The 26102-nt window shown below is 43.3% G+C and carries 22 protein-coding genes and 1 pseudogene; 16 read left to right on the plus strand and 7 right to left on the minus strand.

What is annotated here, in order from left to right; translation table 11 throughout:
• Positions 1-17: 17 nt before the first annotated feature.
• Genes IEW67_RS00535 through IEW67_RS00545 form a run of 3 tightly spaced genes read left to right on the plus strand, consistent with a single transcriptional unit; the run spans position 18 to position 3686 of the window.
• Entirely contained in the window at positions 18-2231 is a 2214-nt protein-coding gene (locus IEW67_RS00535) for a ribonucleoside-diphosphate reductase subunit alpha (RefSeq protein ID WP_188631098.1), read from the plus strand.
• Positions 2228-2662, plus strand: a complete 435-nt coding sequence (locus tag IEW67_RS00540; protein ID WP_188631099.1) for a flavodoxin — start codon at positions 2228-2230, stop codon at positions 2660-2662. Before IEW67_RS00535 ends, IEW67_RS00540 begins: the two co-directional genes overlap by 4 nt.
• Positions 2643-3686, plus strand: coding sequence for a ribonucleotide-diphosphate reductase subunit beta (locus tag IEW67_RS00545; RefSeq protein ID WP_188631194.1), 1044 nt, complete (start codon positions 2643-2645; stop codon positions 3684-3686). The genes IEW67_RS00540 and IEW67_RS00545 overlap by 20 nt, the downstream gene beginning before the upstream one ends.
• 129 nt (positions 3687-3815) lie before the next feature.
• Here the strand turns inward: IEW67_RS00545 and IEW67_RS00550 are convergent, their stop codons facing one another.
• The 3 genes from IEW67_RS00550 to IEW67_RS00565 all read right to left on the minus strand — a co-directional run bounded on the left by IEW67_RS00550 (position 3816) and on the right by IEW67_RS00565 (position 7099).
• Entirely contained in the window at positions 3816-5084 is a 1269-nt protein-coding gene (locus IEW67_RS00550) for a hypothetical protein (protein WP_188631100.1), read from the minus strand.
• A 243-nt stretch (positions 5085-5327) separates the two neighbouring features.
• Positions 5328-6224 carry an N-acetylmuramoyl-L-alanine amidase family protein gene (locus IEW67_RS00555; protein WP_188631101.1) on the minus strand — a complete coding sequence of 299 codons (897 nt, stop codon included), beginning with the start codon at positions 6222-6224 and terminating at the stop codon, positions 5328-5330.
• Between the two features lie 539 nt (positions 6225-6763).
• Entirely contained in the window at positions 6764-7099 is a 336-nt protein-coding gene (locus tag IEW67_RS00565) for a DUF3889 domain-containing protein (protein ID WP_188631103.1), read from the minus strand.
• 287 nt (positions 7100-7386) lie between these two features.
• On the opposite strand from IEW67_RS00565, the gene IEW67_RS00570 reads away from it, so the two are divergent.
• Entirely contained in the window at positions 7387-9075 is a 1689-nt protein-coding gene (locus IEW67_RS00570) for an aryl-sulfate sulfotransferase (protein WP_188631104.1), read from the plus strand.
• Between the two features lie 84 nt (positions 9076-9159).
• Here the strand turns inward: IEW67_RS00570 and IEW67_RS00575 are convergent, their stop codons facing one another.
• Together IEW67_RS00575 and IEW67_RS00580 are read right to left on the minus strand one after the other, a co-directional pair.
• On the minus strand, positions 9160-10413 hold the full coding sequence (locus IEW67_RS00575; RefSeq protein ID WP_188631105.1) for an ABC transporter permease: 1254 nt from the start codon (positions 10411-10413) through the stop codon (positions 9160-9162).
• Positions 10406-11332 (minus strand): ABC transporter ATP-binding protein, encoded by a 927-nt coding sequence (locus IEW67_RS00580; protein ID WP_188631106.1) that lies wholly within the window; start codon positions 11330-11332, stop codon positions 10406-10408. Before IEW67_RS00580 ends, IEW67_RS00575 begins: the two co-directional genes overlap by 8 nt.
• Before the next feature lie 506 nt (positions 11333-11838).
• Between IEW67_RS00580 and IEW67_RS00585 the strand changes: the two genes are divergently transcribed.
• On the plus strand, positions 11839-12057 hold the full coding sequence (locus IEW67_RS00585; RefSeq protein WP_188631107.1) for a hypothetical protein: 219 nt from the start codon (positions 11839-11841) through the stop codon (positions 12055-12057).
• 176 nt (positions 12058-12233) lie between these two features.
• Positions 12234-12746, plus strand: a complete 513-nt coding sequence (locus IEW67_RS00590) for a DoxX family protein (protein ID WP_188631108.1) — start codon at positions 12234-12236, stop codon at positions 12744-12746.
• Here the strand turns inward: IEW67_RS00590 and IEW67_RS00595 are convergent.
• Positions 12733-12879: a hypothetical protein gene (locus IEW67_RS00595; RefSeq protein WP_188631109.1), complete on the minus strand. Its 147-nt coding sequence runs from the start codon at positions 12877-12879 to the stop codon at positions 12733-12735. The genes IEW67_RS00590 and IEW67_RS00595 overlap by 14 nt on opposite strands.
• 54 nt (positions 12880-12933) lie before the next feature.
• On the opposite strand from IEW67_RS00595, the gene IEW67_RS00600 reads away from it, so the two are divergent.
• The 9 genes and pseudogenes from IEW67_RS00600 (at position 12934) to IEW67_RS00640 (ending at position 23129) form a co-directional block, all read left to right on the plus strand.
• Complete coding sequence (locus tag IEW67_RS00600; RefSeq protein WP_188631110.1) at positions 12934-13527, plus strand: superoxide dismutase family protein; 594 nt, start codon at positions 12934-12936, stop codon at positions 13525-13527.
• A gap of 577 nt (positions 13528-14104) precedes the next feature.
• Positions 14105-14386, plus strand: coding sequence for an MFS transporter (locus tag IEW67_RS00605; RefSeq protein ID WP_373288462.1), 282 nt, complete (start codon positions 14105-14107; stop codon positions 14384-14386).
• Positions 14387-14620: 234 nt separating this feature from the next.
• Positions 14621-15562: pseudogene (locus IEW67_RS00610) on the plus strand (MFS transporter); the annotation flags it as partial.
• 122 nt (positions 15563-15684) lie between these two features.
• Entirely contained in the window at positions 15685-15909 is a 225-nt protein-coding gene (locus IEW67_RS00615; protein ID WP_188631111.1) for a DUF1659 domain-containing protein, read from the plus strand.
• Between the two features lie 31 nt (positions 15910-15940).
• Positions 15941-16075, plus strand: a complete 135-nt coding sequence (locus IEW67_RS00620; RefSeq protein WP_188631112.1) for a YvrJ family protein — start codon at positions 15941-15943, stop codon at positions 16073-16075.
• A gap of 201 nt (positions 16076-16276) precedes the next feature.
• Entirely contained in the window at positions 16277-19441 is a 3165-nt protein-coding gene (locus tag IEW67_RS00625; RefSeq protein WP_188631113.1) for a DEAD/DEAH box helicase, read from the plus strand.
• 74 nt (positions 19442-19515) lie between these two features.
• Positions 19516-19665: a hypothetical protein gene (locus IEW67_RS00630; RefSeq protein ID WP_188631114.1), complete on the plus strand. Its 150-nt coding sequence runs from the start codon at positions 19516-19518 to the stop codon at positions 19663-19665.
• Positions 19666-19898: 233 nt separating this feature from the next.
• Positions 19899-20915 (plus strand): TAXI family TRAP transporter solute-binding subunit, encoded by a 1017-nt coding sequence (locus IEW67_RS00635; RefSeq protein WP_188631115.1) that lies wholly within the window; start codon positions 19899-19901, stop codon positions 20913-20915.
• Positions 20916-21221: 306 nt separating this feature from the next.
• On the plus strand, positions 21222-23129 hold the full coding sequence (locus IEW67_RS00640; protein ID WP_373288466.1) for a TRAP transporter permease: 1908 nt from the start codon (positions 21222-21224) through the stop codon (positions 23127-23129).
• A gap of 263 nt (positions 23130-23392) precedes the next feature.
• Here IEW67_RS00640 and IEW67_RS00645 read toward each other — a convergent pair whose 3' ends face one another.
• Entirely contained in the window at positions 23393-24691 is a 1299-nt protein-coding gene (locus IEW67_RS00645; protein WP_229671631.1) for a hypothetical protein, read from the minus strand.
• Between the two features lie 283 nt (positions 24692-24974).
• Between IEW67_RS00645 and IEW67_RS00650 the strand changes: the two genes are divergently transcribed.
• On the plus strand, positions 24975-26036 hold the full coding sequence (locus tag IEW67_RS00650) for an NAD(P)H-dependent flavin oxidoreductase (protein ID WP_188631117.1): 1062 nt from the start codon (positions 24975-24977) through the stop codon (positions 26034-26036).
• Positions 26037-26102 lie beyond the last annotated feature (66 nt).

Here is a 26102-nt window from a genome sequence, read left to right on the forward strand (position 1 = left end):
TTTTAGGAGGCAGAAGAATGACGCTGACAGTAACCGAGAACGATCTTGAATCTTTAATTGAACAGGCGACTGAAGGATTGAACGTGAATAAAGAGACCATTTTGGAACAAACGCACAAACAGGGTGCTGCGGTTGATAAAGATCACTTAATGAAACGCGCACTAGAAAATATTGATGAGGCTGACCCTGATTGGACGTTTGTGGCCGCCCGTCTGTACCTGCACACACTATATGATCAGGCAGCGGTAAACAGAGGATATGAGGTCAGCGCCCAATACGGTAATCTTCATCAGCTTATAGCAGGATTGACCGATAAAGGTATCTATTCAGAGAACTTGCTTAATACATACACTAAACAGGAAATTGATTATTTCGGCAGTATCATTGAACCTGAGCGAGATTTGCTTTTTAACTATCTTGGTCTGTATACACTGGCAACGCGTTATTTGGCAACAGACCACGATAAAAATATATATGAACTGCCGCAAGAGCGCTGGATGATTATTGCCATGCACTTGATGCAGGAGGAGGATCCCGAGCGCCGCAGCCAATTCGTCACGGAGGCTTATTGGGCACTCAGCAATCTCTACATGACGGTTGCCACACCAACACTTACCAATGCGGGTAAAACACACGGTCAGCTATCGAGCTGTTTTATCGATACCGTCGATGACAGTCTGCAGTCAATTTACGACAGTAATACTGATATTGCCAAGCTTTCGAAAAACGGCGGCGGAATAGGTGTTTACATGGGGAAAGTTCGCAGCCGCGGCAGTTCGATCAAAGGTTTCAAAGGGATGTCAAGTGGGGTTGTGCCGTGGATTAAGCAACTGAACAACACCGCTGTCAGTGTCGATCAGCTCGGGACGAGAAAAGGTGCGATTGCAATTTACCTGGATGTCTGGCATGCAGATATTGAACCGTTTCTTGATTTAAAGCTGAACAATGGTGATGAGCGGCTCAGGGCTCACGATATTTTTACCGGCGTCTGTCTGCCGGATTACTTTATGGAACAGGTAGAAAAACGCGGTGACTGGTACCTATTCGATCCGCATGAGGTGCGGCAGGTGATGGGTTATTCACTTGAGGATTTCTATGACGAAAAGCAGGGTACGGGTTCATGGCGCGAGCGCTATTTGGAATGTGTCCGGTCTGAGGAGCTTACCAAGCGCGTTGTACCGGCAATCGATATTATGAAACGGATTATGAAGTCGCAATTGGAGTCTGGAACACCATTTATGTTTTACCGTGATGAGGTGAACCGCCAGAACAATAATCCGCATGAAGGTATGATATATTGCTCTAATTTGTGTACAGAGATTACACAAAATCAGTCACCAACAGAATTTTTGGAAGAGCTGACAGAAGCGGATGGCACTATTGTGAAGAAGTATAAACCCGGCGACTATGTTGTCTGTAACTTGAGTTCAATCAATTTAGGGCGGGCAGTTCCGGAGCACGTTCTGGAGCGACTGATTAGCATCCAGGTTCGCATGCTTGATAATGTAATCGGCATAAACACGCTGCCGCTTAAGCAGACACAAATGACCAATCAGATGTACCGCGCGATTGGACTTGGAACATTTGGCTGGCATCATCTGCTGGCAAAGGAAAATATCCGATGGGAATCAGAGCAAGCAGTCAATTATGCAGACCGGATGTATGAAAAAATCGCCTACCTGACAATTAAAGCCAGCATGGAACTGAGTCAGGAAAAAGGTAGCTATCCAGCGTTCGGAGGAAGTAAATGGCAATCAGGCCGCTATTTTACTGATAAAGGCTATACAGATGTAAAATGGGATGAGCTCAGACAGGATGTGATGAAACATGGTATCCGCAATGGCTATCTGATGGCTGTGGCACCCAATTCATCGACATCAATGATAGCCGGCTCAACTGCCAGTATTGACCCGGTTTTCAGACCATTTTACTTCGAGGAAAAGAAGGACTTTAAAATACCGTTTACTGCGCCGGAACTGAATCATAACACGTACGACATTTATCGCCGATCAGCGTATATACTGGATCAGCGCTGGTCAGTCAGACAGAATGCGGCAAGGCAGAAGCATATCGACCAGAGCATTTCGTTTAATATTTATGTGCCGAACACGATTAAAGCGTCTGCGCTCCTTGGACTGCATCTGCAAGCGTGGAAAGAAGGCTTGAAAACGACGTATTATGTCCGGTCAACGGCGAATGACGTCGAGGAATGTGAGTGGTGTGAAAGTTGAAAACCTTGATCGCTTATTTATCCTATAGCGGCAATACGATGGAAACGGCTGACATAATGGCTGATTATCTGGAGACGGATGGCGTGATCGTTGATTTGCACCGAATTGGGATCGACCCGCCGGTTGATGCGTCCGCATACGATTTGATTTTTATCGGTACGTTTACGTGGGATATGGGCGCAACCCCTGATGAGGTGAAGGATTTTGTGCTGGAAGTTGGCTATAAACCGGATAATGTTGCCATATTCGGGACAGGAGAAACACAATTCGGTGGTGATGATCTATTTTGTCTGGCTGTGAATAAACTGGTCACGTTTTATCAAAGCAGGTGGAGCGGTTTGAAAGTCGAACAATCACCGCGCGGCTCACAGGAGAATATCGTGAAAAATTGGTTGGAAGGAGTGCTGCATGATGTCAAAAGTCTTACTTGAGAAAGCAAAAACGTTAGAACCGATTAATCCGAATAAATCAACCGCCTTATTTGGCGGAAGATCAAGTGGTATCCTGAATTGGAATGATATTGCTTATCCGCACTGGTACAAAATGTATAAGCGGCTGATCGGTAATTACTGGCAGGCAGATGAAATAAATATGTCCGATGATTTGCGCCAGTTTGCATCACTGACTGACGAGGAGCGTGATGCGTATTTGAAAATCATTGGGTTGCTTTCGACACTGGATGCCCCGCAGACACGGACGGCACTTTTGTTGTCATTATATGCGACTGACCCGTCTGTCCAGTCGATTATGGCGGTTATCGCCCAGCAGGAAGCTGTGCATAATGAAAGCTATTCGTATGTGTTGTCCTCGGTGGTGTCGTTTGATGAACAAAATAGGTCATTTCAACTTGGGCGAACCGATCCTGTGCTACTGAAACGAAACGAAACGATTATGCAGCAATATAATGCGTTTGTTGAGGAGCCGACAATCGATAATATCTTGAAAACAATGGTTTATACAGCGCTTTTGGAAGGAATGTTTTTCTATTCCGGGTTTGCGTTTTTCTATCATCTTGCACGGAAAAATAAGATGGTCGGTACATCGACAATGATAAGCTATATTAATCGGGATGAACTCGAACACGGACGGTTTATTGCCGAATTATTCCGGGCAACACTGGATGAGAACCCTGAATTGAATACAGCGGAATTTGCAGATTGGGTTTACAGCAGGTTCAGCGAGTCGGTTGAGCTTGAAATCGAATGGTCTGGATATGTACTCGCGGATATTGAGGGGATTGATCTCGATGAAATGAACGGGTATATCAAGTACCGTGCCAACAAAATGTTGCGTATGATGGGTCTGAGCGAGATTTATCCCGAACATACGGACAATCCGATGAAGTGGATTCGCGCGTATGCCGATAACTTTGACGGGACCAAGACCGATTTTTTCGAACAAAAATCACGGCAGTATACGAAAACAAGTGATCTGAACGGTTTCGACGATTTGTAAGATGCGCGGATGTGTGTGGATAATCGAACCCCCGAAATTCGGGGTGGTTTTCCGAGGTTCACCATTAGAATCCCGAAGTTCACTTGTTATGCCTGTAGAATAGCCGGTGTGCACCAAAAGTGCAGCCGGCTAAACTATTTCATTCAACGCAACCACTTTGCCTGTCACCGCATTGATGCCATAAGCACAGTCCAGTTTACCGCACATGATATAGCTGCTACGCCCGCTGTCATACACATAAACCGGTTCAACTTCCATATGCTCACGCAATGACTCAAAGGCCTTATCAAGCGATACAACTGCATCATCAGCTATTGTAAAATGGCTATAAGCCTTAAACAGTACGTTCTGATCGATATAATTAACCGCTGTTAAGGTATCCCTGTCTATCAGCAGCTTCACCTTCATATAAGGTGCATTTTTTGATGCGTCCTGAACAGGTTGAATTTCGGCCACGATATAACCATCCTTTAAATAAACCCCGGTCAATTCACACGTGCCGTTTTCATCCGGATAAACCTGACGCATAAAGCGAAGTACTTCTTGCACAGCTGCCGTGGTTTCAGATTCCAATAATGGTATCGTGTCAGGATGCGGTTTATTTGCCAGTACAGTCTCAAGTTCGACTTCTGGAGACAAATCAATATCCTTTTGTTCAAAAAAACTATCGAGCGGCTCTTCCCATTGCAACAGCTTATCCATCGCAATAAACGAACTTCGATTCGCACCGAACATAAATGGAATAGTTCTCGCTGCATCATTTGTCAGAAAAACTTCTTCGATTCCATAGACCGAAAGCCACTTTTCTTGTTCCTGATCAGGGAGTCTCCATAGCTGGCACTGAATTTTTGCAAAGGGTTCATACTTATCAGGTGTCAACGCGAATGGCTCCCATTCGATTTGTGCTTCATCCGGAAATTCCCCATCGATCGAAAAGACCGTCAATAAGCCATCTTTGTTGAATTCAACCCTGATCATACCACTGGGTGAAACAGGAATGTTATCAACCGCAGCAGCGAATTTCAGCACCTGCTCTTTTTCATGTGCTATCAGAAATTGCCGTCCAAATGTGAGTCCGGTCATCTCTTCAATCCATTCAATCACATCTTCTTTGGCAGTTGATGACGGGTATAAGCTGCTGTCTGCATTGTTGACACCTCCGATGAATTCGACCAATCGTACTGCTTTCGTATAAAAATTGATATCGACAACTGCAGTTCCTGCCGGATTCAACGCATCATCAGCATTACCAATCGGATGCCATTCCATATTTAATATAAAGTTTGTTTCGTTAAAATGGTTTTTATCACGAAAAAATTGATACCGCTTAAGTTGGTGATCATGTAAACCAAGCGAGTCACGCGCGTAGTCGACTGCTGCCTGCAATTGCTTATCCACTGTGATCCCTCACTTCCTTGGATTTATCTAAAGTATAACACCTTTGTTGTTATAATGAATGGAGGAGTTAATCAGGTGTTATTTCCCGGGTAATGATTCCTTTGTGACGTTATTAGAAAACGTGGCTTATCGCCAAGCTTTAATGGCGAAAGCCTTAGTTGCACTTATGCAGTAAGAAATAATTTATACTTTCTTAACTGCAAATAAAGAAGCTGCCCATTAAAGGACAGCTTCTTTGCGGCGTTAATTAAAATAATTTCGAACACCTTCAACAATTCCATCCGCAACGTTTGTTTGATGGCCGGCGGTACGAATAACCGACAAATCATGCGGATTGGTAATGAATCCGAGTTCTACGAGCACCGCTAAATCACTATTCTCACGCAATACATGATAGCCGTCCTGCTTAATGCCGCGGCTGTTCAATGTCATGTGCTGTTCAAGGCCCGACTGGATCTCGCCAGCTAGTTCTCGATCATTCCCATTTGTATAGTAATGAGTGCTGAATCCATTGACACCCTGAAACGGGAATGCATTATAGTGCAGACTGATGAAAGCATCTGTCGCATACGCACTGCTCATATTGACCCTGTCTTCAAGTGATACATATGTATCACTTGAACGTGTCATTATAACTTTTGCGCCAGCCTTACGTAAGCCTTCTGCTACACTATGCGCCATGTTCATGGTGTGCGTTTTTTCGAAGGTGTTTCCGTAGCCAATAGCACCGGGATCGTTCCCGCCATGTCCGGGGTCCAGAACGATGTTGTAACCATTGAGCGTTCCGGATGGTTCGGCTGACTGCTGCGATTCCGTTGTATTGGCTGCCTTTTCGGCGGATGCATCGTCTGTAGCTGCTTCATTCTCCATTGGGTAAAGAAAATGCGCGGCCACCCAGGCAACTTGTCCATCATAATAGGTTTGTGCCCAGCCGTGTTTTTCCTGGAAGACGACAGCCTGGTCACTGGAAGAAAGCTGACCGATTACATTGGCACTGTGTGACGGAGCAGACCTGACGTTAAGGTTATCAGCTCCCACACCGTAAATTTGACCCTCATTTGCCAGGACATTCGGAGTAAACATGAAGAATGATAATAGCAGAAGCCCGGCAAAAGTGAATGATATGCGTGTTTTCCCCACAAAATCCTCTCCTCTCTTTTCTGTTGCATAATTCCATATTAGCCAATACAAAAAAATGCTAAACACTGTTTTTGAAAAATAAATCAAAAGTTCCAGAATGAATAGAGATCTCGAAAACCCGCAAACAATGCGGAAAATCCTGTGAGAAATATCATACCATGAGAGAAACTGAAATAACAACCATATATCAGGACGAGGTTACTGCATTAGGGAAACCTTTGATCCATATGATTCGTATAGGGGATAAGTTCGCCCGATATTGAATCAGGCAATAGAGGTGAATGTAATAAATGACAACGAAACATGAGGGTACGAATAGACAGAGAAAGATGAGAGAACGGGGCTGGATCGTGGAGTTGCTTCTTAATATACCGGAATTAATTCTCATGGCGGTTAAAGGGCTGTTTCGGGGAATAACCGCTCTGTTCAGGAATTGGTGAAAGCGGTAATGCAAAGGTACCACTAGGAGCGGAGATTGAGTTCACCGTGGAACGGGGCAGGAACAAAGAGACCTTCACACTGAAAACAGAAGAATAGGGTTAGCGTGATGTCTCCCTGAACCTAATATCGATGACATCTTCTGTTTCGGTATCGAATTCGATATCGATGAATACACCAAACTCTTTCTCATCCTTCCGAAGCCATAGCTTGAACTTTTCGACTGATGTCGCATTTTTATCCTCGCGTCCCCGGTGCAGGTAATCGATGATGTCTGAATCCGGGTACCTGGACTGTGTTTCCTTCATTGCAAGCCGTCCCCATTTGGCATAAGATGGGATATCTTTTTCCGCATGAATGACAGATTGGCTATATTGGAGTCCCCCAAGGTCTGTTAAAAGAACGATAATACCTAAAGCCATCACTATTGTCCGCAATGAAATCATCTCCTTACCGTTAGGGTGACACGACAACGAATTTTTATGACTTTTTTTATAACGTCAGAAAGTATAAGTTATGGATGACCTTATAAGAAAAGCTTCGGCATTCGCTATAAGACGAGGCGAATGCCGAGTTTCTCTAAATAAATCATAGATGATATTATAAAAACCTCGGTACTCGCTACTAGGCGAGGCGAATACGTCTTCACTTGTGGGCATGAGCTGTATCATTTATACTGGAAAATAGATTAACATTTAATGTTTAAACGGAAGGCGGTGGCATAATGCGAAAAGCCTTGGCAACCTTTGTTGTATTGGCGGTTATCCTAGTGGTATTTTTCATCGTGATCGAGTATACAGGAGAGAGCTCGGATGATGCTACAAAAGGTACCGGCGAAAAGGTTGAAGCATCGGAAAGTACAGCTGTTTCATTTCACCCTGACGGTGAGGTGGAACAGCTTTCCAATTATGACACGCGCCGTATGACGAAACAGGAAGAGACGGATCAGGCACTTCAGAAACAATATGAACAAGGATCTTATTCGCCGGAGGATCCGTTTGTTAAACTTAATCCATATGGGGTGACACCGTTATCAGCACTTGCCATGTTTGAAACGGACAAGCCTGTCAAACTTACTGTAACTGTCGAGGGAAAGGAAGAACAGGGCGACATTCCACGTTCCTATGATGACTATAAGACACAACATGCCATACCTGTTCTGGGTCTATATCCCGACTATGAAAATACCGTCACCATAGAGGTAATTACTAAGGATGGTGAGACATCAACGAGCACTTTTACAATAGAAACGGATCCGCTGCCGGATGATTTTTTGACGAATGAAACGGAAGAGACTCATCCTGCAAAAATGGAAAATGGGCTAACTTTTGTGACGCCAAGTACTCGATATGCTTATGGCGTTGATCATAATGCCGAAGTGCGCTGGTATTCAACGTTGTGGAATTCACATGTTTTCAAGCGTCTGGATAACGGTCATATCCTATATGCGACAAAAGAAAAGGGCCAGAATCAATACAACGAAATGCTTGAGATGGATATGCTTGGGAAAGTGTACAATTCCTATTTGATTCAACTTGATGATTATGAGGATACAAATGTGGTGCACCACGAAATGATTGAATTGCCGAATGGGAATTTCCTTGCCACCGTACACGATACGGAGTCACCGTACATTGAAGATGAGATGATAGAAATTGACCGCGAGACAGGTGAAACAGTGCGGGACTTTAGTATCCGTGATTTGTTCCCTGAAGATTTTTACGAGGAGTACGGCAATGTATTTTCCGATGATGGCGACTGGTTCCACCAGAATGCCATCTGGTACGTGGAGAAAGACGATTCGATTCTCATATCAAGCCGGCATCAGGATTTGGTTATGAAGCTTTCCTATTCAGAGGGGAAAATCGATTGGATTTTGGCCGATCATGAAAAATGGCCGGATGCCTATGATAAATATTTGCTTGAGCCCAAAAGCGACAACTTTAAATATCCGGCTGGCCCGCACGCCCCAATGACGATGCCGGATTTTGACAACAATGACAAGACCAATGATTATTTGCTATTTGACAATAATGTCGTGATCACACGTGGAAAGGATCCGCTTAGCGGAGACTTCAGTCGTAGTGTCCAGTACCGGATAAATCCTGACGAAATGACGGTGGAGCAAGTCTGGCAGTTCGGCAAAAGCCGTGGTGAAGAATTTTATTCAAAAATTGTTGGTGACGCGGACTACCTTAAGAATACAGGGAACCGGCTAATAACTTCAGGTTATATTGAAGCAGATAAAGGTATGAACAGCCGGGTGGTTGAAGTCAATGATGAGGAGCCGGCGGATGTGGTTTATGAACTTGTCATATCAGGTTTTGAAAAGGAAAGCCACAGGCAAGCATATCGTGCAGAGCGCATGCCGCTTTATCCTAAGCAGGAGTGGCATATCGAACTGGGCAAATAATTAACAGGAGGGGCAGTTCATAATACTGCTCCTCCTGTTACTTTGGAGACGTATAAACTATGATTAAAGCCGCTTCACTCACTTTTAAGATCTTATCCATTTCCAAATTTCAGCCGGTGTAGCATTTTTTCCGTACATAAGAATACCGGTCTTAAAAATCTTTCCGGCAAGCTTCATTAAAATCCAGATACTTACGACAAGAATTGCCAGCGCGATGATAATTTCCGACCAAGGCCACTCTTCCATCACTACGAGCCGCATCAACAATACACCAGGTGTCGTAAAGGGAATATAAGTTCCGACTTGTGCTACAAGTCCGCTTGGATCGCTGATGACCGGGCCGATAAAAATGAACGGCAAAAACGGCAGCATCATAACCATGCCCTGAAAATTGCCGGCTGACGACATATCTGCCATTGTGGCACCTACACCAACGAACAACGCAGCAAACAGGAAATATCCGAGGATAGCAATCGCAACCATCAGAATCAATTCAGGCACAAATAAGTACTCCAAAATTTGTACATTATCCAATTGCCATATACTGATCGGAATGGCAAACGCCAAAAATACAGCCGCCTGAATCATGCCGAGTCCAAAATAACCCATAATTTTTCCCTGCATCAATTCGCCGGGAGTGATGGATGATAGAATGATTTCGGCAATTTTGTCCTTTTTCTCATTGGAAGCACTCTGGAATATATACATTCCGGAAACAACGATGGAAAGTAAAATAATCCCAGCAAAGGCTCCGGGAACAGCGCGTTCAAACGGATCGCCACTGAACAGCCCTCCGTTGCCACTTGTTGTTTTTGCTTCATCTGAAGCAGCCATTTCGTCAGAGGTAGTTTCTTCAAATTGAATCGTCATCGACACAGCGGCAAGTTCCTTATCCGATAATCCGAGCTGCTGCATTTGCATTAATTTGACCGGATTAGACAGGATTTGCACCTGATTCATAAAATCCGAGGCAATTTCCTCGCTTGTGTAAACCGGAATGACCCCATCATCAAGTGCTCGCTTATCCAGGAAGATATAGGCGGTATTTTCACTGGATTTCAGTTCAGTTTGTACATTATTCTCTTGAACATCGGTCGTTTTCATGTTCCAGTTCAATTCACTTGTTTCAGCCGTTTCTTCCAAAGTTTCAAATACCCCAAGCCGGTCATTGACATAAACCTGTGTTGTCTCAGCACCGTCTTCAGAATCCCCAAAAAGACTTCCAAAAAACATAAATCCTAAAAATAAGACCGGTGTCAAAAATAATCCGATTAAAAACGATTTGTTTTTCAAGTTCCGTTTAATTTCCCATTTAGCTACTTTCATAGTATTACGCATGCGTGACACCTTCTCTCTGGGCAATGTTCCCATCGGTTGCGATATCAATAAAGATTTCGTGCAGAGATATGCGATCAATCGATAATTCCTGAACAGATAAGTTATCCGGTAAATTTTTTAGCCAGTTTACGGCTTGAACATCTTTAGCCAAGTAAAGGACGGATGTATCTTCATCCTGCTCGACACGTTCAAGATCGGGAAGCCCTTGCAGTACATCCAGGTCACTTTTCCCGCGTACGGTACATTTGAAGTTGGCATAGCGCTCTTTAACATCATCCATATTTCCATAAATGATCCGCTCACCATTATGCATCATGAACAGGCGGTCACACATTTCTTCCACCAGATTCATCTGATGCGAGGATAATAGAATCGCAGTGCCGTTCTCCGCCAGATGACGGATTTCGTGTTTGAATAGCTCCTGGCTGACCGGGTCCAAACCGGAAAAAGGCTCATCCAGGATCAGTAATTCCGGTTCATGGATGATTGAGGAAATGAACTGCACCTTCTGTCCCATTCCTTTGGACAACTCCTCAACCGAGCTGTTTGCCTGGCCTTCGAGACCAAATTTTTTTAAATAACTGAGTGCGCGTTCTCTTGCTTTTTTTAGCGGATAGTCTTTCAGCTCAGACAAATAAAGGAGGATATCCATCACTTTCACATTTTTGTACAACCCGCGTTCTTCCGGCAGATAACCGATTTTATGGCGTGGTATTTCCGCGTGGCCCCGGAAGGAAATGGCGCCTGCATCAGGGTACATGATTCCCATAATATTGCGGATTGTTGTTGATTTGCCTGCACCATTCGGTCCTAAAACTGCCATTATTTCACCTTTTCGGACATCAAACGAGATATCTCTGATGACCTGTTTGTCTTTAAATGATTTGTTTAACTTTTCGACTGTCAGCATTGTTTCCATATGTTATGTCACCTTCCTAATTTAAACGTTGTAACCCGCTTTGTATTAAAAATTTTCCGTCGAATAGTTAGATTGAAATTCGGAGCAAACTCCCCGTATCACGGGATGCACGGAGATGACGGACTATCTTACCCATGTCAAGCTGATCAATAACCCATCCAGTAATACGCACAAGGAGTTCACAAGTTTCATAATATCAAAGGATTGATAACGGGCCTCCTATTTTGGCACTAAACATATACAGTATATAAGATTATGAGAAAGTCAAGTGAATCTGGGAAAAAACATTGAAAAAGTGTAAAATAGGAGAAGTGATTTACTCATTCGGTTGAAATTGCCGTACATCGGCTGAAATCGTCACAAATCGTTTGAAGTCTGCACGTTTTAGACTGAAGTTGTCACAATATGGTGCTGGAAAAGAGGGTGTTATTTTCCGTCGATATGTCGCAGATTCAGTTGATATTCCAAATTCGACCGCACAAATTTTTTTCAGGAAGGTGAACCAAATGGGATGGATCACAGCAATTATCACAATGGCAGCGCTGGTTTCAGCTATTTATTTATTGGATAAAAAGCCGAACCTTAGTTTGACGATTGCCATTATCATACCATTTGTCTGTTTTTATTTAATCGGACGTTTGGATGGGGGCGTCATCTTCACGTTTTTTGCAGCCATTTTTGTTGTTATTATGAATGTGCTGAACCAGAGTAAAATAGAAGATTGACAGTTGGTATTGGCGGAAGAAAGTATTGTTCATAAATCCGCCATATCTTTGTTACTATATTGTGAAATAGTAAACATGTTAGTTATTTTTAAAATAAAATAATGCTATAATATGGGTGTAATAAAGATATATCTTTATATTTAAATGTGAAATATTGAGCAAAGGAGCTGTTTTCGATGTTTGTTAAATTCATTCGTAACAACAAAGTTCTCGCAGGAATATTGGCCTTTTTAAGAGTCTATATCGGTTATCAGTGGTTAACTTCGGGGTTTGGGAAGATTATGAGCGGCGAATTTGATGCCAGCGGATTTATTCAGGGTGCCGTTGCCAGTGCGGGGGGCGAGAATCCGACTGTGCAAGGTTGGTGGGGCGCCTTCCTTGAAACAGTTGCTCTCCCTAATGCAGAATTGTTCAGTATTATCGTCATGTGGGGAGAATTCTTGGTTGGTGCAGCTCTTATCCTTGGTATTTTTACCAACTTTGCTGCACTCATGGGGATTGCAATGAACTTCGCATTCCTGTTCAGTGGCACTGTCAGCACAAACGCCCAAATGGTTCTTATCACCATGTTCCTGCTCATAGCAGGGTATAATGCCGGCCGCTTCGGATTAGATCGATGGGTCATTCCATTTTTAAAAGAGCGCAACGCACGTCACAAACGTAAAGACCATGAAGTTACTGCAGCATAGTTACTGCAAAAAAGCTGATCTCCATTTCGGGACCAGCTTTTTTGATTTTTAACAGGTTTATCAGTGTTTCGGCTGCCGATTTAGGTTCTTCCAGTATATCAAATTCGCACAAGTTATTGTATAACTTTTCCAATGATGCACATCCTAAACACACATACATGTCCATCAACTGAAAGGAGAATACCTTATGAAAAAGTGGGTGCTGTTGTTCGGGTTGGTATTTGCAAGTATTTTGGGTGCCTGTGCGGATACAAATGATGAAATGGAGGAATCGCAGAAATACAGTTCAAATCCCGGGGTTGAGACATCTGCCCCAATGAGTGAAAAAACGGATAAGCTGGAGGTCACGATGTACAACAACAATAAGGAAAAAATCGGCACAACAACAATCCGGCCCGCATATACAGGGGTGAAGATCACACTCGAGGCATCTGAGTTGCCCTCAGGGACGCATGGATTTCATATTCATGAAAATGGTATCTGTGGAGCTCCAGACTTTCAATCAGCCGGCGGGCATTTTAATCCGACCGATGCCAAACATGGGTTTGAACATCCGAAGGGACCCCATGCGGGAGATTTGCAAAATATAAAGGTTAATCAGAGTGGTAATGTTTTTGCGGACGCTGCAGCGAATATGGTCACTCTGGAAAAAGGCAAAAACAATTCATTGCTTAAAGAGGGTGGAACAGCGCTGATCATTCACTCAGGCGCGGATGATTATAAGTCACAGACGTCAGGTGACGCAGGTGAGCGGATAGCCTGCGGGGTCATCAGCGAGTGAGTATAATGAGTGTTATACGAGACCCCGGTGGATACCCGGGCTTTTTGCTCGTAACGTCAGAAAGTATGTAGTTTTTAGCTCTATCGATGCTTTGTCGAATATTGCCACGTCTGGCTCCAGCGCTAAGCGCAGTCCATACGTCACTTAACTGGTCCCCAGCGCTTTTGTTCCTGTCGTTTTCTCCTGTTTTACCCCGATAGATTCATTACAACCCTGAATAGGGTGGCTTGTATCCATTTTATGGAACGGGAAAACGCTCAGCTTCGGCGGTTCCTCATTCCGCTATTTGCGTCAATTAAAGCTTTTCAAACACGTTAGCGGATCCTCATTCCGCTATTTCACCATTTCGCCCTAGATTTGCTCTGTTTTTACCCAAATAGCGGAATGAGGATTCATTACAGCGCGGAATAAGGCAGTTTTGCTCCATTTAGCGGAACGAGGATCCGCTCAGTTCGAATCATCCAGCTTAAAAATTAAGCCAGTTATACTGCTCACATGTTCCTATACCATGTTCTAATAGACTCATGTATACTAAAAGTCTAAATAGAAATATGTTACACAAAGGAGCGGTGAATCCATGACAACTGGAGAGGGTACACAAACAATACCTGCTGCGGATAAAATTTGGACAAAAGATTTTGTTCTCATCTGTTTGGCAAATTTTTTTATTTTCCTGGGTTTTCAAATGACGCTGCCAACGCTTCCATTGTTTGTGGACGAACTTGGTGGAAGTGACAGGCAAATCGGTTTAATTGTTGGTGTTTTCACGTTTTCTGCTCTTCTGTTCATACCTTGTGCGGGCCATGCACTTGAATCAAAGGGGCGTGCATTTGTTTATAACGTCAGAAAGTATAAATGATGGATGACCTTATAAGAAAAGCTTCGACATTCGCTATAAGACGAGGCGAATGCCGAGTTTTTCTAATAACGTCAGAAAGTATAAATGATGGATGACCTTATAAGAAAAGCTTCGGCATTCGCTATAAGGCGAGGCGAATGCCGAGTTTTTCTAATAACGTCAGAAAGTATAAATGATGGATGACCTTATAAGAAAAGCTTCGACATTCGCTATAAGACGAGGCGAATGCCGAGTTTTTCTAACATGACGGGTCTCATCATTTTTGTATTATCTGTCGGGTCATATGCGTTTATTTCCATTATTGCGCTGTTATTTATTATGCGCGTTGTCCAAGGCGCCGGCTGGGGTTTATCAACAACAGCGACAGGCACCATCGCAACCGATCTTATTCCACCGAAACGACGTGGAGAGGGTATGGGCTATTTTGGTTTGTCAGGTAATCTGGCGTTGGCTTTTGGTCCCGCACTTGGATTGACATTAACAGGCTACATTACGTTCACGTCACTTTTTTTAATATGTGCGACGCTGGGACTGACAGCTTTTGTTTTGTCGTCACGCATTCGTTACAAGCGTGTGGAGCAGTCGGAACATAAATCAACAACCGTTAAATTCGATATATTCGAAAAGTCAGCGCTCAGACCATCAGTGCTGTTATTATTTATTACCGTTACATTCGGCGGGATTGCCTCATTTCTTCCTATTTATGTCGAAAAGAGCGGTGTAGACGGGATTGAATTATATTTCTTAGTCTACGCCTTGTTTCTTATGATTTCGAGGCTATTTGCGGGAAAAATCTATGATCGGAAAGGCCATTTGTATGTTTTTCCGCCGGGAACAGCGCTCATTCTTGTTGCTATGCTTTTTCTATCATGGCTTCCAAATATCGGTGTAATGCTGATTGCGGCTGCATTATACGGGCTTGGTTTTGGTGCAGTACAGCCGACGCTCCAAGCGTGGGCTGTAAATGATGCACCAGACAACAGACGGGGAATGGCTAATGCCACATTCTTCTCCTGCTTTGATTTTGGTGTGCGTGTCGGGGCAATATTGTTCGGTCAGATTGCCTCCGTGTTCGGTTATCATATGATTTATTTAACGGCGGCAGGCTCTGTGCTGTTTTCGCTCCTGCTATATGTTTATTTATATATAAGAGCTAATATCCGGGAAGCCAGCTAACTGCTCGGATATTTAGACTGAAATCGCCCACCTCTTCCGGATTAAAGTAGCCAATAAATTGGGCTGTGGCACCCCTTTTTGTGCATTTTCAACGATTATAGGGGTGAAGGGAGGTGATCAGCATGGCGGCAGCACAAAAAGGGGGATCACGGCTAACGCTGGTGCTGGATGACGGGGACGACATGATGACAGGGAAACCCATTTATAAAGCAAAACGTTTTAACAATGTAAAACCGGAAGCGGCAGCCGATCAATTGTATGCTATCGCAACTGTTGTTGCAGGGCTTCAGGAACGTCCGCTTTATATGGTTGAACGTCATGATGAGTTTGAAATCACCCGGACATAAAATTAATCCAAATCAAGAGGAGGTCATATCAGTGGAAACTTGGGTGTCATTTGTCACGGAAGTTGGCTTTCCGATCGTGGTAACATTTTATTTACTGCACCGGATTGAAGGCAAGCTGAACGATTTGATTGAATCCATCCACGCACTCCCGGATAAGATGAAGTGACGGATTTAAATGGAGAACTCTGGCGCCTGCTGGAGTTTCTCATGGCATGTTCGCCGCACAACAGCACTCTTTCAAGAATATACGTTTATAATCCGTTTAATGCTTCCATCCTATTAAAAATAGTCTTTAGTTTAAAAATGGCATCGTCTCATATACAATGTTAATAGTGAATAAGATGCCAGAAGGTAGGGTAAATGTGTTTTGAAACAAATCCGTGATCTTAATATACAAAAAATGTTTTCAACTGCCGTCTACCAGCGCGGCTGGCGATATTATCAAAAAGATCTGGTAAGCGATCTGACTTATGATAACAATTTTAAAATCTGGTCCGCATCCGTACATGGGTCTGAGGAATACTTTGTGGAAGTCAACACGTCCGAGTTAGCCGATGGTTCGATGGATGTGTATTGCGATTGTCCGGCATACTCCACGTTTGGTCCCTGCAAGCACATCGCGGCTGTCCTAATAAAAATTAGCAATAGTAACATTGATAATCCGATCAGAATGTCGAAAGATTATCATATGACCGATTGGCTGATGAACTCCATTGCATCGCTGAACGCATTTCAGCCGGTTTCCGAAATCACATTGCAAAAAGTCCCGCTTCACGTCGAGTATTACTGTAGATGGAACTATGAACATAATCTGTTACTTGAGCTGAAAGTCGGTGAGAATCGGCCGCTTGTCGTCAAAAACGTACAAGGTTTTCTCGACAATGTCTTTTCAGGGAATGAACACTATTTCACGAAAACGTTCACCTATAACCCGGAAATCCATTATTTCCATGAACAGGACATGGAAATTCTCGAGACGCTATACACCATTTTGAACAACGAAAAAGTGTATTTTGACCGAAATATCTACCGGTTTATGAATACCCCTGAGCGGGCAGTCATTATGCCGCCATTAATTGCCGAACAATTGCTGCAGAAACTGTCGGAACGCGATTTCACCGTTAAGGCTGCAGAGGCGTCCTATCAAAACATTAAGCTTGTGGAAGATGAGCTGCCGTTTCAGTTTGACCTTTCCAAAACAGAGGAAGGCGAACTGTCTCTCTTGATGGATAATATCGAATCCGTTACCTTTTTTGAACACTATAGCTTATTATTTTCACATGGGACGTTCTATTTTCCGACTAAAGAGCAGATTCCGATTATTGAACAACTGTCTTTTGCCGGTAAGCAAAATAATCAATTACCGGTACCCAAGGAAAAGTCTGATGACTTTATTTCACAAGTGGTCCCGTCCCTGAAAAAAATTGGTGACGTGCAGATATCTGAAAATATAGCTGATGACATCACACAGTTTCCACTGAAAGCTAAATTATACCTCGAATTACAAGAGAATTGGATTGCCGGCGAATTAAACTATCATTACGGCAGTCATGAACTTGACCCGTTTAATGGGCGGAAGCAATCTGATGACGTTATCATTATCCGTGATGTGGAAAAAGAACAGAAAATCATGAACTTGATTGAGCACGCAAACTTTCGCTACAACGGCAAAGAACTGTATATTGAAGTCGATGATGATACATTGTACGATTTTTTGTTTAATGTCTTACCGGTGCTTGACAAATATCTTGAAGTGTATATGACTGATGACATTCGCCGGTTTTTTGCTGATACACAAGCCTCACCGAGTACAAGTGTCCAGCTTGAATCATCGTCTAATTTGCTGGATATTGGTTTCAATATTGATGGAATCAATGATCAAGAAGTGGACCAGGTGCTCAATGCGGTGATGGAAAAAAGGCGTTATTATCGTCTTCAGGATGGGGCCTTTCTTTCTTTGGAAGGAGAAGAGTTCGCATCTGTGAAGCAGTTATTCGATGACTTGGAAATCAGTCAAGCGGATTTGCAGGATGGAAATGTGCAGATGCCTGTTTATCGTGGTACTCAGATCGATGAGCTGATTGATACGAAAAAACAATATGACCCGGCATTTCAAAAACTTTTGCATCAATTACGGTCACCCGAAGAGCAGGTCTACCCGTTGCCGGAAAACCTGAATGCGGAACTGCGGAATTACCAGCTGACCGGCTATCAATGGTTTAAATCGTTGAGCCGCTATCATCTGGGCGGTATCCTTGCCGATGACATGGGGCTTGGGAAAACACTCCAGAGCATTGCTTATATTCTCTCGGAACCCGGGGATACGCCTCATTTGATAATCGCGCCATCATCAGTGCTATACAACTGGAAAAACGAATGTGAAAAATTTGCACCTGACCTAAAGGTAGCTGTTATGACAGGAGCGCCTGCTGAGCGAGCGAAAATGATAGAAACGAATAACGATAAAGATGTCTGGGTCACATCGTATGCGACGTTAAGACAGGATATTGAATTATATCAGGAAAAAACATTCCAGACACTGATTCTCGATGAAGCACAGTATATAAAAAACTATGCAACCAAGACATCCAAAGCTATACGTCAAGTTAAAGCAGGCAGGCGTTTTGCTTTGAGCGGTACGCCTATTGAAAATTCAATTGACGAACTCTGGGCCATTTTTCAGGTCATTTTGCCGGGGTTGATGCCGCGGCAGCGAAAATTCAAGCAGCTTGAGAATGATAAAATCGCTTCAATGACCAGGCCATTTATTTTACGCCGGGTAAAAGGGGATGTCCTGAAAGAGCTGCCGGAGAAAATTGAATCGGTGCATGTATCCGAGTTGACGAAAGAACAAAAAGATCTGTACGTAGGATATTGGCGTCAGCTGCAACAGGAAGCAGCTCAATCGATGAAGGAGAGCAGCTTTCAGCAGAACCGTATGAAGATATTGGCCGGCCTCACACGTCTGCGCCAAATTTGCTGTCATCCGTCAGTGTTCCTGGAAAACTATGAAGGTGAATCCGGCAAGTTAAACCAGCTGATGGACACGGTTAGAAATGCTGTGGCAAATGGCAAGCGTATGCTGATTTTCTCTCAATTCACCAGTATGCATGAAATCATCATGAAGAAATTGCATGAGGAAGACATTGATTATTTCTATCTTCATGGTCAAACCGGATCTCAGGAGCGTGTTCAAATGAGTGAGCGGTTTAATCAGGGCGAAAAAAATGTGTTCCTTGTTTCCTTAAAAGCAGGCGGTACCGGGCTAAATTTAACCGGAGCAGATACGGTTATCCTGTATGATCTATGGTGGAATCCTGCAGTTGAAGATCAGGCGACAGGACGGGCGCACCGGTTCGGGCAGAAAAATGTTGTTCAGGTGATCCGCCTTGTAACTGAAGGGACAATTGAAGAAAAAATATACGACCTGCAGCAGAAAAAGCGGGAGCTGATTGATCAGGTGATCCAGCCAGGCGAAGCAATGTTGTCAAGCTTAAATGAAGAAGATGTGCGTGAGCTGTTGAATATATAGATTGAAAACAAATTTTACAGAATTGTGAATGAGTTTTATAATGAAGATAACGGCATATCGAAGGAGTGGTTTAAATGAAGTATTTTTTATCAGGAACCGTCAAATTTATTGTATCGAATATTGCCGTTATCTTTGCAATAATGCTACTGCCAGTGTTTCTCGTTACAGATTCAGTACCGGTTTTTGATCAAATAATGGATTACCTGTTCAACAAAAAGTCGTGACAGCAAAAAGCCCGGATGTGCGCAAGATGCTCATATCCGGGCTTTTTGCAATTTGTGTGTCAAATGAATTTGACGTTTACGGCAGCAATCTTGAATGAAATGGGTGCTGGCACTATATTATTCTGTTAACGTTCGGAATCATTTTAAAACTTGAAATGATCATTAATCCAGGGTAAAATATAAAGGTAAACCGTTTTCATGTCGTTTAATAATAATATATACAAGGGGGAATTATGTTGAAAGAGCGCACTCTTTTCTTAGTTATTTTGATGTTTGCTGTTGGTATGATTTTGAGTGCCTGTGGTGAAAGTGGCCAGGGCAGCAGTGGTGGGAGCGATAGTTCCGGTGGTTCTGCTGAACCTATGACAAACTTAACGATGGGTACAGGAAGTGTTGGTGGTGTTTACTACCCGCTTGGCGGCGAGATGGCCAATCTTTTTAAAGATAATATTGAAGTAGAAGGATTTGACGTGAGTTCGGTTGAATCCGGTGCGTCAGTTGAGAACATCGCCAAAATTCAATCAGGTGATTATCAGCTAGGCATCGCACAAAATACAACACTGATTAATGCTGTTAATCAAACAGGTGAGTTTAAGGGGAAAAAATCGGATGAAGTCGGCGTTATTGGCTCACTTTACCCGGAAGCCCTGCAGGTAGTGACACTTGAATCGACAGGCATCCAATCGATTAAGGAATTGAAAGGTAAAAAGGTTGCTATCGGTCCTCCGGGCGGTGCGACACGAGAAGCTGCGGAACTAGTGCTGAGTGCCCACGGCATTGAAAAAGGCGATTACAAGGCTTATGAAGAAGGTTTTGGTGATGCAAAAAGCAAATTGCAAAATGGCACAATTGATGCTTCCTTTGCTGTTGTTGGTGTACCTTCATCAACCACGGACGAACTGGCCAATGCGACAAATGAAGTGAAATTCCTGGATATTAAAGGTGATGCTTTGCAGGAAGTGTTGGATAAAAGCCAGTATGAAGCCTATACGGTTGAGCCGGGTACTTACGAATGGCAGAAAGAGCCGGCAGAGACAATCACGGCAATGGCGCTACTGTTAGGTTCAACAGAACAGGTGAGTGAAGACCTTGCATACAAAATTACCAAAACATTGTATGAAAAGTCAGGCGACATGACCATAGAACAGGCGTCATTAATAAAACAGGATAATGCCATGAATGGTGTTGGTGATTTGCCTCTGCATCCCGGTACTGAAAAGTATTTTAAAGAAGTCGGCATTATTGAGTAGTGAGAGCCGGACATTTGGTGTCCGGCTTTTCACAGGAAAGATAAGTGTAATATTTGGGCACTGCTGATACTTTATGAGGAATGGCTATGTCCGGCCCCAATACCTGATCCTTCAATGTCTTAAGCAAAAACGTACCGTGGCAAAGGTTGCCACTGAGCGTTTTTGCTTAAGCTGTGCCTGAGGACATCAAGGTGCATACGCTTTTGTGCGGATGACGCGTATGTAGCTTGAAATTGACAGAACGAAAGGAATGGAGGGAAACCGGTGGCTGAGCAGCAAACAAACGAAATCGACAAACATGAATTAATGGCAAAGTATGATAAAGAGAGCAATTTCCGAACCAAACTTGGGCCATGGGGATGGCTTACGTTAGCAATCGGAGCTGCATTAACCATTTTTCAGCTTTATACAGCTTACTACGGGGCTAAGGTATCCATGATTCAAGGGGCAATACACCTTGGAGCAGGTTTAAGTCTGGTGTATTTGCTTTATCCGATCAAACCTGCCATGGCTAAAAATAAAGGAGTCCCCTGGTATGATGCGCTTTTGGCGCTGACAGCGCTGTTTACAAACTTTTATATCGTTTATAAGTACGACCATCTAATCAATGAGGCTATCGTTTTTGGTTTTACAGCGTTTGATCAAATTGTTGCCACTGTGGGAATACTCCTATTGCTCGAAGCAACAAGACGTGTTGTAGGTGTCCCGATAGTCATAATAGCCATTATTGCGTTGCTTTATGGCTTGTTCGGCAATCATATTCCAATAGTCGGTCATGCTGGTTATGATTGGCCTTCGCTTGCAACGGAGATGTTTTTTAGTTCAAGCGGTGTTTTTGGTATTCCTATTCAAATTTCATCCACTTATATATATTTGTTTCTGTTTTTTGGAGTCATTCTTGTTAAAACAAATATAGGCCAGTTTTTCAACGATATCGCCTTAAGATTGACAGGAAAGTATACTGGCGGAACAGCTAAAGCTGCCGTTGCGGCAAGTGGTTTACAAGGGATGGTCAGCGGGTCATCTGTAGCGAACACAGTTGGGTCGGGTTCATTCACGATTCCGATGATGAAAAACGCAGGCTTTAAGCCCCACTTTGCTGCTGCGTCAGAGGCAGCGGCATCGACAGGGGGGCAATTAATGCCGCCGATTATGGGGGCTGCCGCTTTTATTATGGCATCCTATACAGGTGTTCCATATAGTGAGATTATTATTATTGCGCTTATTCCGGCATTACTATATTTTTCCGGTGTTTTTATGGGGACACACTTTGAAGCGAGGAAACAGGGGATTTTAGGATTGACAATTGACCAGCTTCCAAAGCTGAAAAATTTAATCAAGCGGCTTGATTTGTTTGCACCACTCGTGATTATCGTTGGCTTCCTGCTAGCAGGGTATACACCAACGTTTGCAGCCTTGTTTGCTATCTTCGTTGCTTTTATCATCAGTTTCTTCAGAAGAGAAACACGGATGTCATTAAAAGCGATTATTAAGTTGCTTGAAGAAGGTGCCCGGACGGCATTGCCCGTTATTGCCGCCTGTGCGACAGCAGGTATTATTGCAGGCACTGTTACGATAACAGGCTTAGGCCCCAAAATTGCCGGGGGAATCATTGACTTGGCACAGGGACAATTTTTTCTTGTCATGGTTTTCACGATGTTTGCGTGTATTATATTAGGTATGGGACTCCCGACCACTGCCAATTATGTCGTTACGGCAACCATGGCAGCTCCGGCATTATTGGCCTTTGATGTTCCTGTTATTGCCGTGCATATGTTTGTGTTCTACTTTGGCATTGTTGCTGACATTACACCACCTGTATGTTTGGCAGCTTATGCCGGTGCAGGGATTGCACGTGCGAACCCAATGAAGGCGGGTGTAACGGCTGTTAAGCTTGCGATTGCGGCATTTGTGATACCGTATATGTTTGTGTCGCAGCCAATACTGCTGCTTCAGGGGGATGCAAATGCGTTAAATGTGTCCGTAGCTGTTATGACGGCAATGATAGGCATGGCGGCAATAAGCTCCAGTCTGATTGGTTATTATGTCAATTCGCTGAATTGGATTGAACGGCTTATCATGATCATTGCCGGTCTGCTTATGGTTTACCCGCACATAACGATCTCGCTGGCAGGTCTTGCGATCTTCGCAGTTATTACCGTTATGCAATTTATGCAAAGTAATTCGAATCAGGCAAAACAGCAAATTTCATAATTAGAAAAACTCGGCATTCGCCTCGTCTTATAGCGAATGCCGAAGCTTTTCTTATAAGGTCATCCATCATTTATACTTTCTGACGTTATTAGAAAAACTCGGCATTCGCCTCGTCTTATAGCGAATGCCGAAGCTTTTCTTATAAGGTCATCCATCATTTATACTTTCTGACGTTACAAGAAAAAATGCAGGCGATTTGCTATCGTCTGCATTTTAAATAAAAAACCCGAGCAGGAATGCCTAGCGGTGGTGCTTGTTTGCATTTATTGATTCAATTTAAATAATTTTCGCGGGCGTCCTTTTATATACGGCTTTTCTTCACCGATTACTTTAATGACGTTTCCTGCCACCAGTTTTTTTATAGTCCGCTCAGCACTTCGCTTTGTTACGCCATAATAGGTTGCGATATCATTGGATGAAAATGGCTCATTGTTACGCACTTCAATGAAATCAATGAAATTATAGGATAGTTCATTGTTTAATTTGGCCTTATGAATTAACGACCGGTATAACGCTGACGGATTGAATTCCTTTTTTACACCGAGCGGACCGATCATGTCACGGCGTTCATTGATAATGTAACACGTTCCATCTTCTTTCTCTTCACAGGTCTTTAGTGCAAGTTTGGCGTTGTCGTCAGCCTGTTTCGGGGACAGTCCAAGACCAAAACCGATGTCGACCGGTGTGTTAAGAGCGTTTTCTATCTCGTTTAGCAACGCAAAATCACGATAGCTGCTCGTAATATGGTCAAGCATTCGGTGAGTTCCGAACAAAACAAACTGGCCATTGCTGAGTGATATGACCGATGCCGATACCTTGCTGGAATAATTCATTAATATCCGCTGCAGTTTTGAATGCAATTCTCTCATGTACAAATCATTTTTTTCTGATCGATTCGTCTTAATAGATTTAATGCGGACGTAACTGGTCACAATTTGCGAACCTTGTGAGTTGTTAATGGTCGCAATAGATTTAGCCTTTTCCATAGCACGTACAAGATTTAATTCGGGAATTATCATGCAGTTGCCGGGTATACCTTTTTTCCTTATAATCTGATCCACTTCTCTGATGGACGTCAGGACAAAGTCAATTTTTCCCTCCTGCCAAAGTTTCTCATGGTAGCTGGCAATCCGGCCGGTGTCAACATATGGGTCATTTCCGTAGCTGTAAGTATAAATGTCTTGGTCGTTGATATTTAAATCATGCAGGACTTCATCAACATGCTTGTTTTCGGGTATATCAATAGATAGTCTCTTTACTTCCCGCTTGTAATCATTTGTTAAGCGATAAAAAGAAGAGAGAATCATGTAGGCATTAAAGTCCACTTGAACAGCGGGAAGTCGCTTTTTGTCAATTAATTCCTTAGCATATAAATAAGCAAGAGCATCGGTAAATAAATATATATCACACATAATGGCTTTTTCCACCAGTGCCACTGTTTCATCTGGATTCGAATATTCAAATAGGAAAATCTCGATATCTTCCTGGGTAGTAGCATAGCTGTAAAGTTTGTGGCTAATATCCTTATGACCGAACACAGCAATTTTGATCTTCAACGTCATCCCTCCAAGCATGAATTCAAGCAAGCGTCATGTCCACTTTTTCACAACCATATATAGTTAATGGTTATTATAATACGGAATTTTCGAAAAATTGTCAAGAAGCAGGAGAAAATACTCAGTATGTATAGTGAAAAGAATGGATCAGTATTTTCTAATAACAACAGAAAGTATAAATAATGGATGACCTTACAAGAGAAACTGCGGTACTCTCTACAAGACAAATACCGAGCTATTCTAAAATATGATATGATTGACGTAATTGCAGATAAGGAGGAATACGGTCATGACGACATTAATAGGCAGGCTCGGAATAGAAGTTCCGATTATTCAAGCCGGGATGGCAGGGGGGATAACAACTCCTGAAATGGTTGCAGCTGTTGCGCAGGCTGGAGCGCTTGGGACAATCGGGGCAGGTTATATGAGTGATACAGCATTAAAATATGATATCCGGGAAACTAAAAAGCTGACCGATAAACCCTTTGCCGTGAATTTATTTACCCTCAATCTGGAGGCATTTTCAGATGATATACAGCCGATGCAGCAATTTCTTAATCGATACCGCGAAAAGTTGGACATGGACGTTGGCGACAATTCGGTAAAAGTTCATGATTATTTACAGGAGAAAGTAAATGTTATCATCGAGGAGAATATTAAGATTGTCAGCACCGCATTTGGTTCACTGTCAAGCATGTTAGTAGATCGTCTGAAAGCTAATGATGTTACGTTGATCGGCATGGCTACCAACCTGGAAGAGGCGCAGTCGCTGGAAGAATCCGGCTATGACGCTATCGTCGCACAAGGAGCGGAAGCAGGTGGGCATCGCGGGACGTTTGATGTTAGCAAGTATCCGGATGGCTGTCAGACGGGGTTACACGTATTGGTCCAAGAGCTGCTGGCGCATATTAATCTGCCCGTGATAGCAGCCGGCGGTATACATACGAAGTCACAGGTTGATGCGTTTTTGGGAATGGGGGTATCCGCTGTTCAACTTGGCACGCGATTTTTAGTGGCGGAAGAAGCGGGGACGAATGCGGCCTATCGTCGTGCCCTCATTAAAGCGAGAACAAATGATACGACAATCACGGCGGTATTTTCCGGCCGCCCGGCTCGCGCTATCCGGAATCAGTTTGTTAACGAGATGGAAGAAAGCGGCATCGCCCTGCACCCGTTCCCTGCGCAAAATCAAATGACAAAGGATATTCGGTCAGCAGGAAAGGAATATTCCGTAGCTGATATGCAGTCTTTGTGGGCCGGTCAGGGTGTTGGTGCGATTGAGAAAGAAGAAAGTGTGGCAGAGATTGTAAGGTCGCTTGTTCAAACGATAGATAAACACGGGATTAGCTAGATGATAGCATTCCTTTATTTTTCCACTTTCAAAAAAACACGGCATTCATCTCGTTTTATAGTGGGT

This window comes from Lentibacillus kapialis (assembly GCF_014646635.1).
GTDB lineage: Bacteria > Bacillota > Bacilli > Bacillales > Amphibacillaceae > Lentibacillus > Lentibacillus kapialis.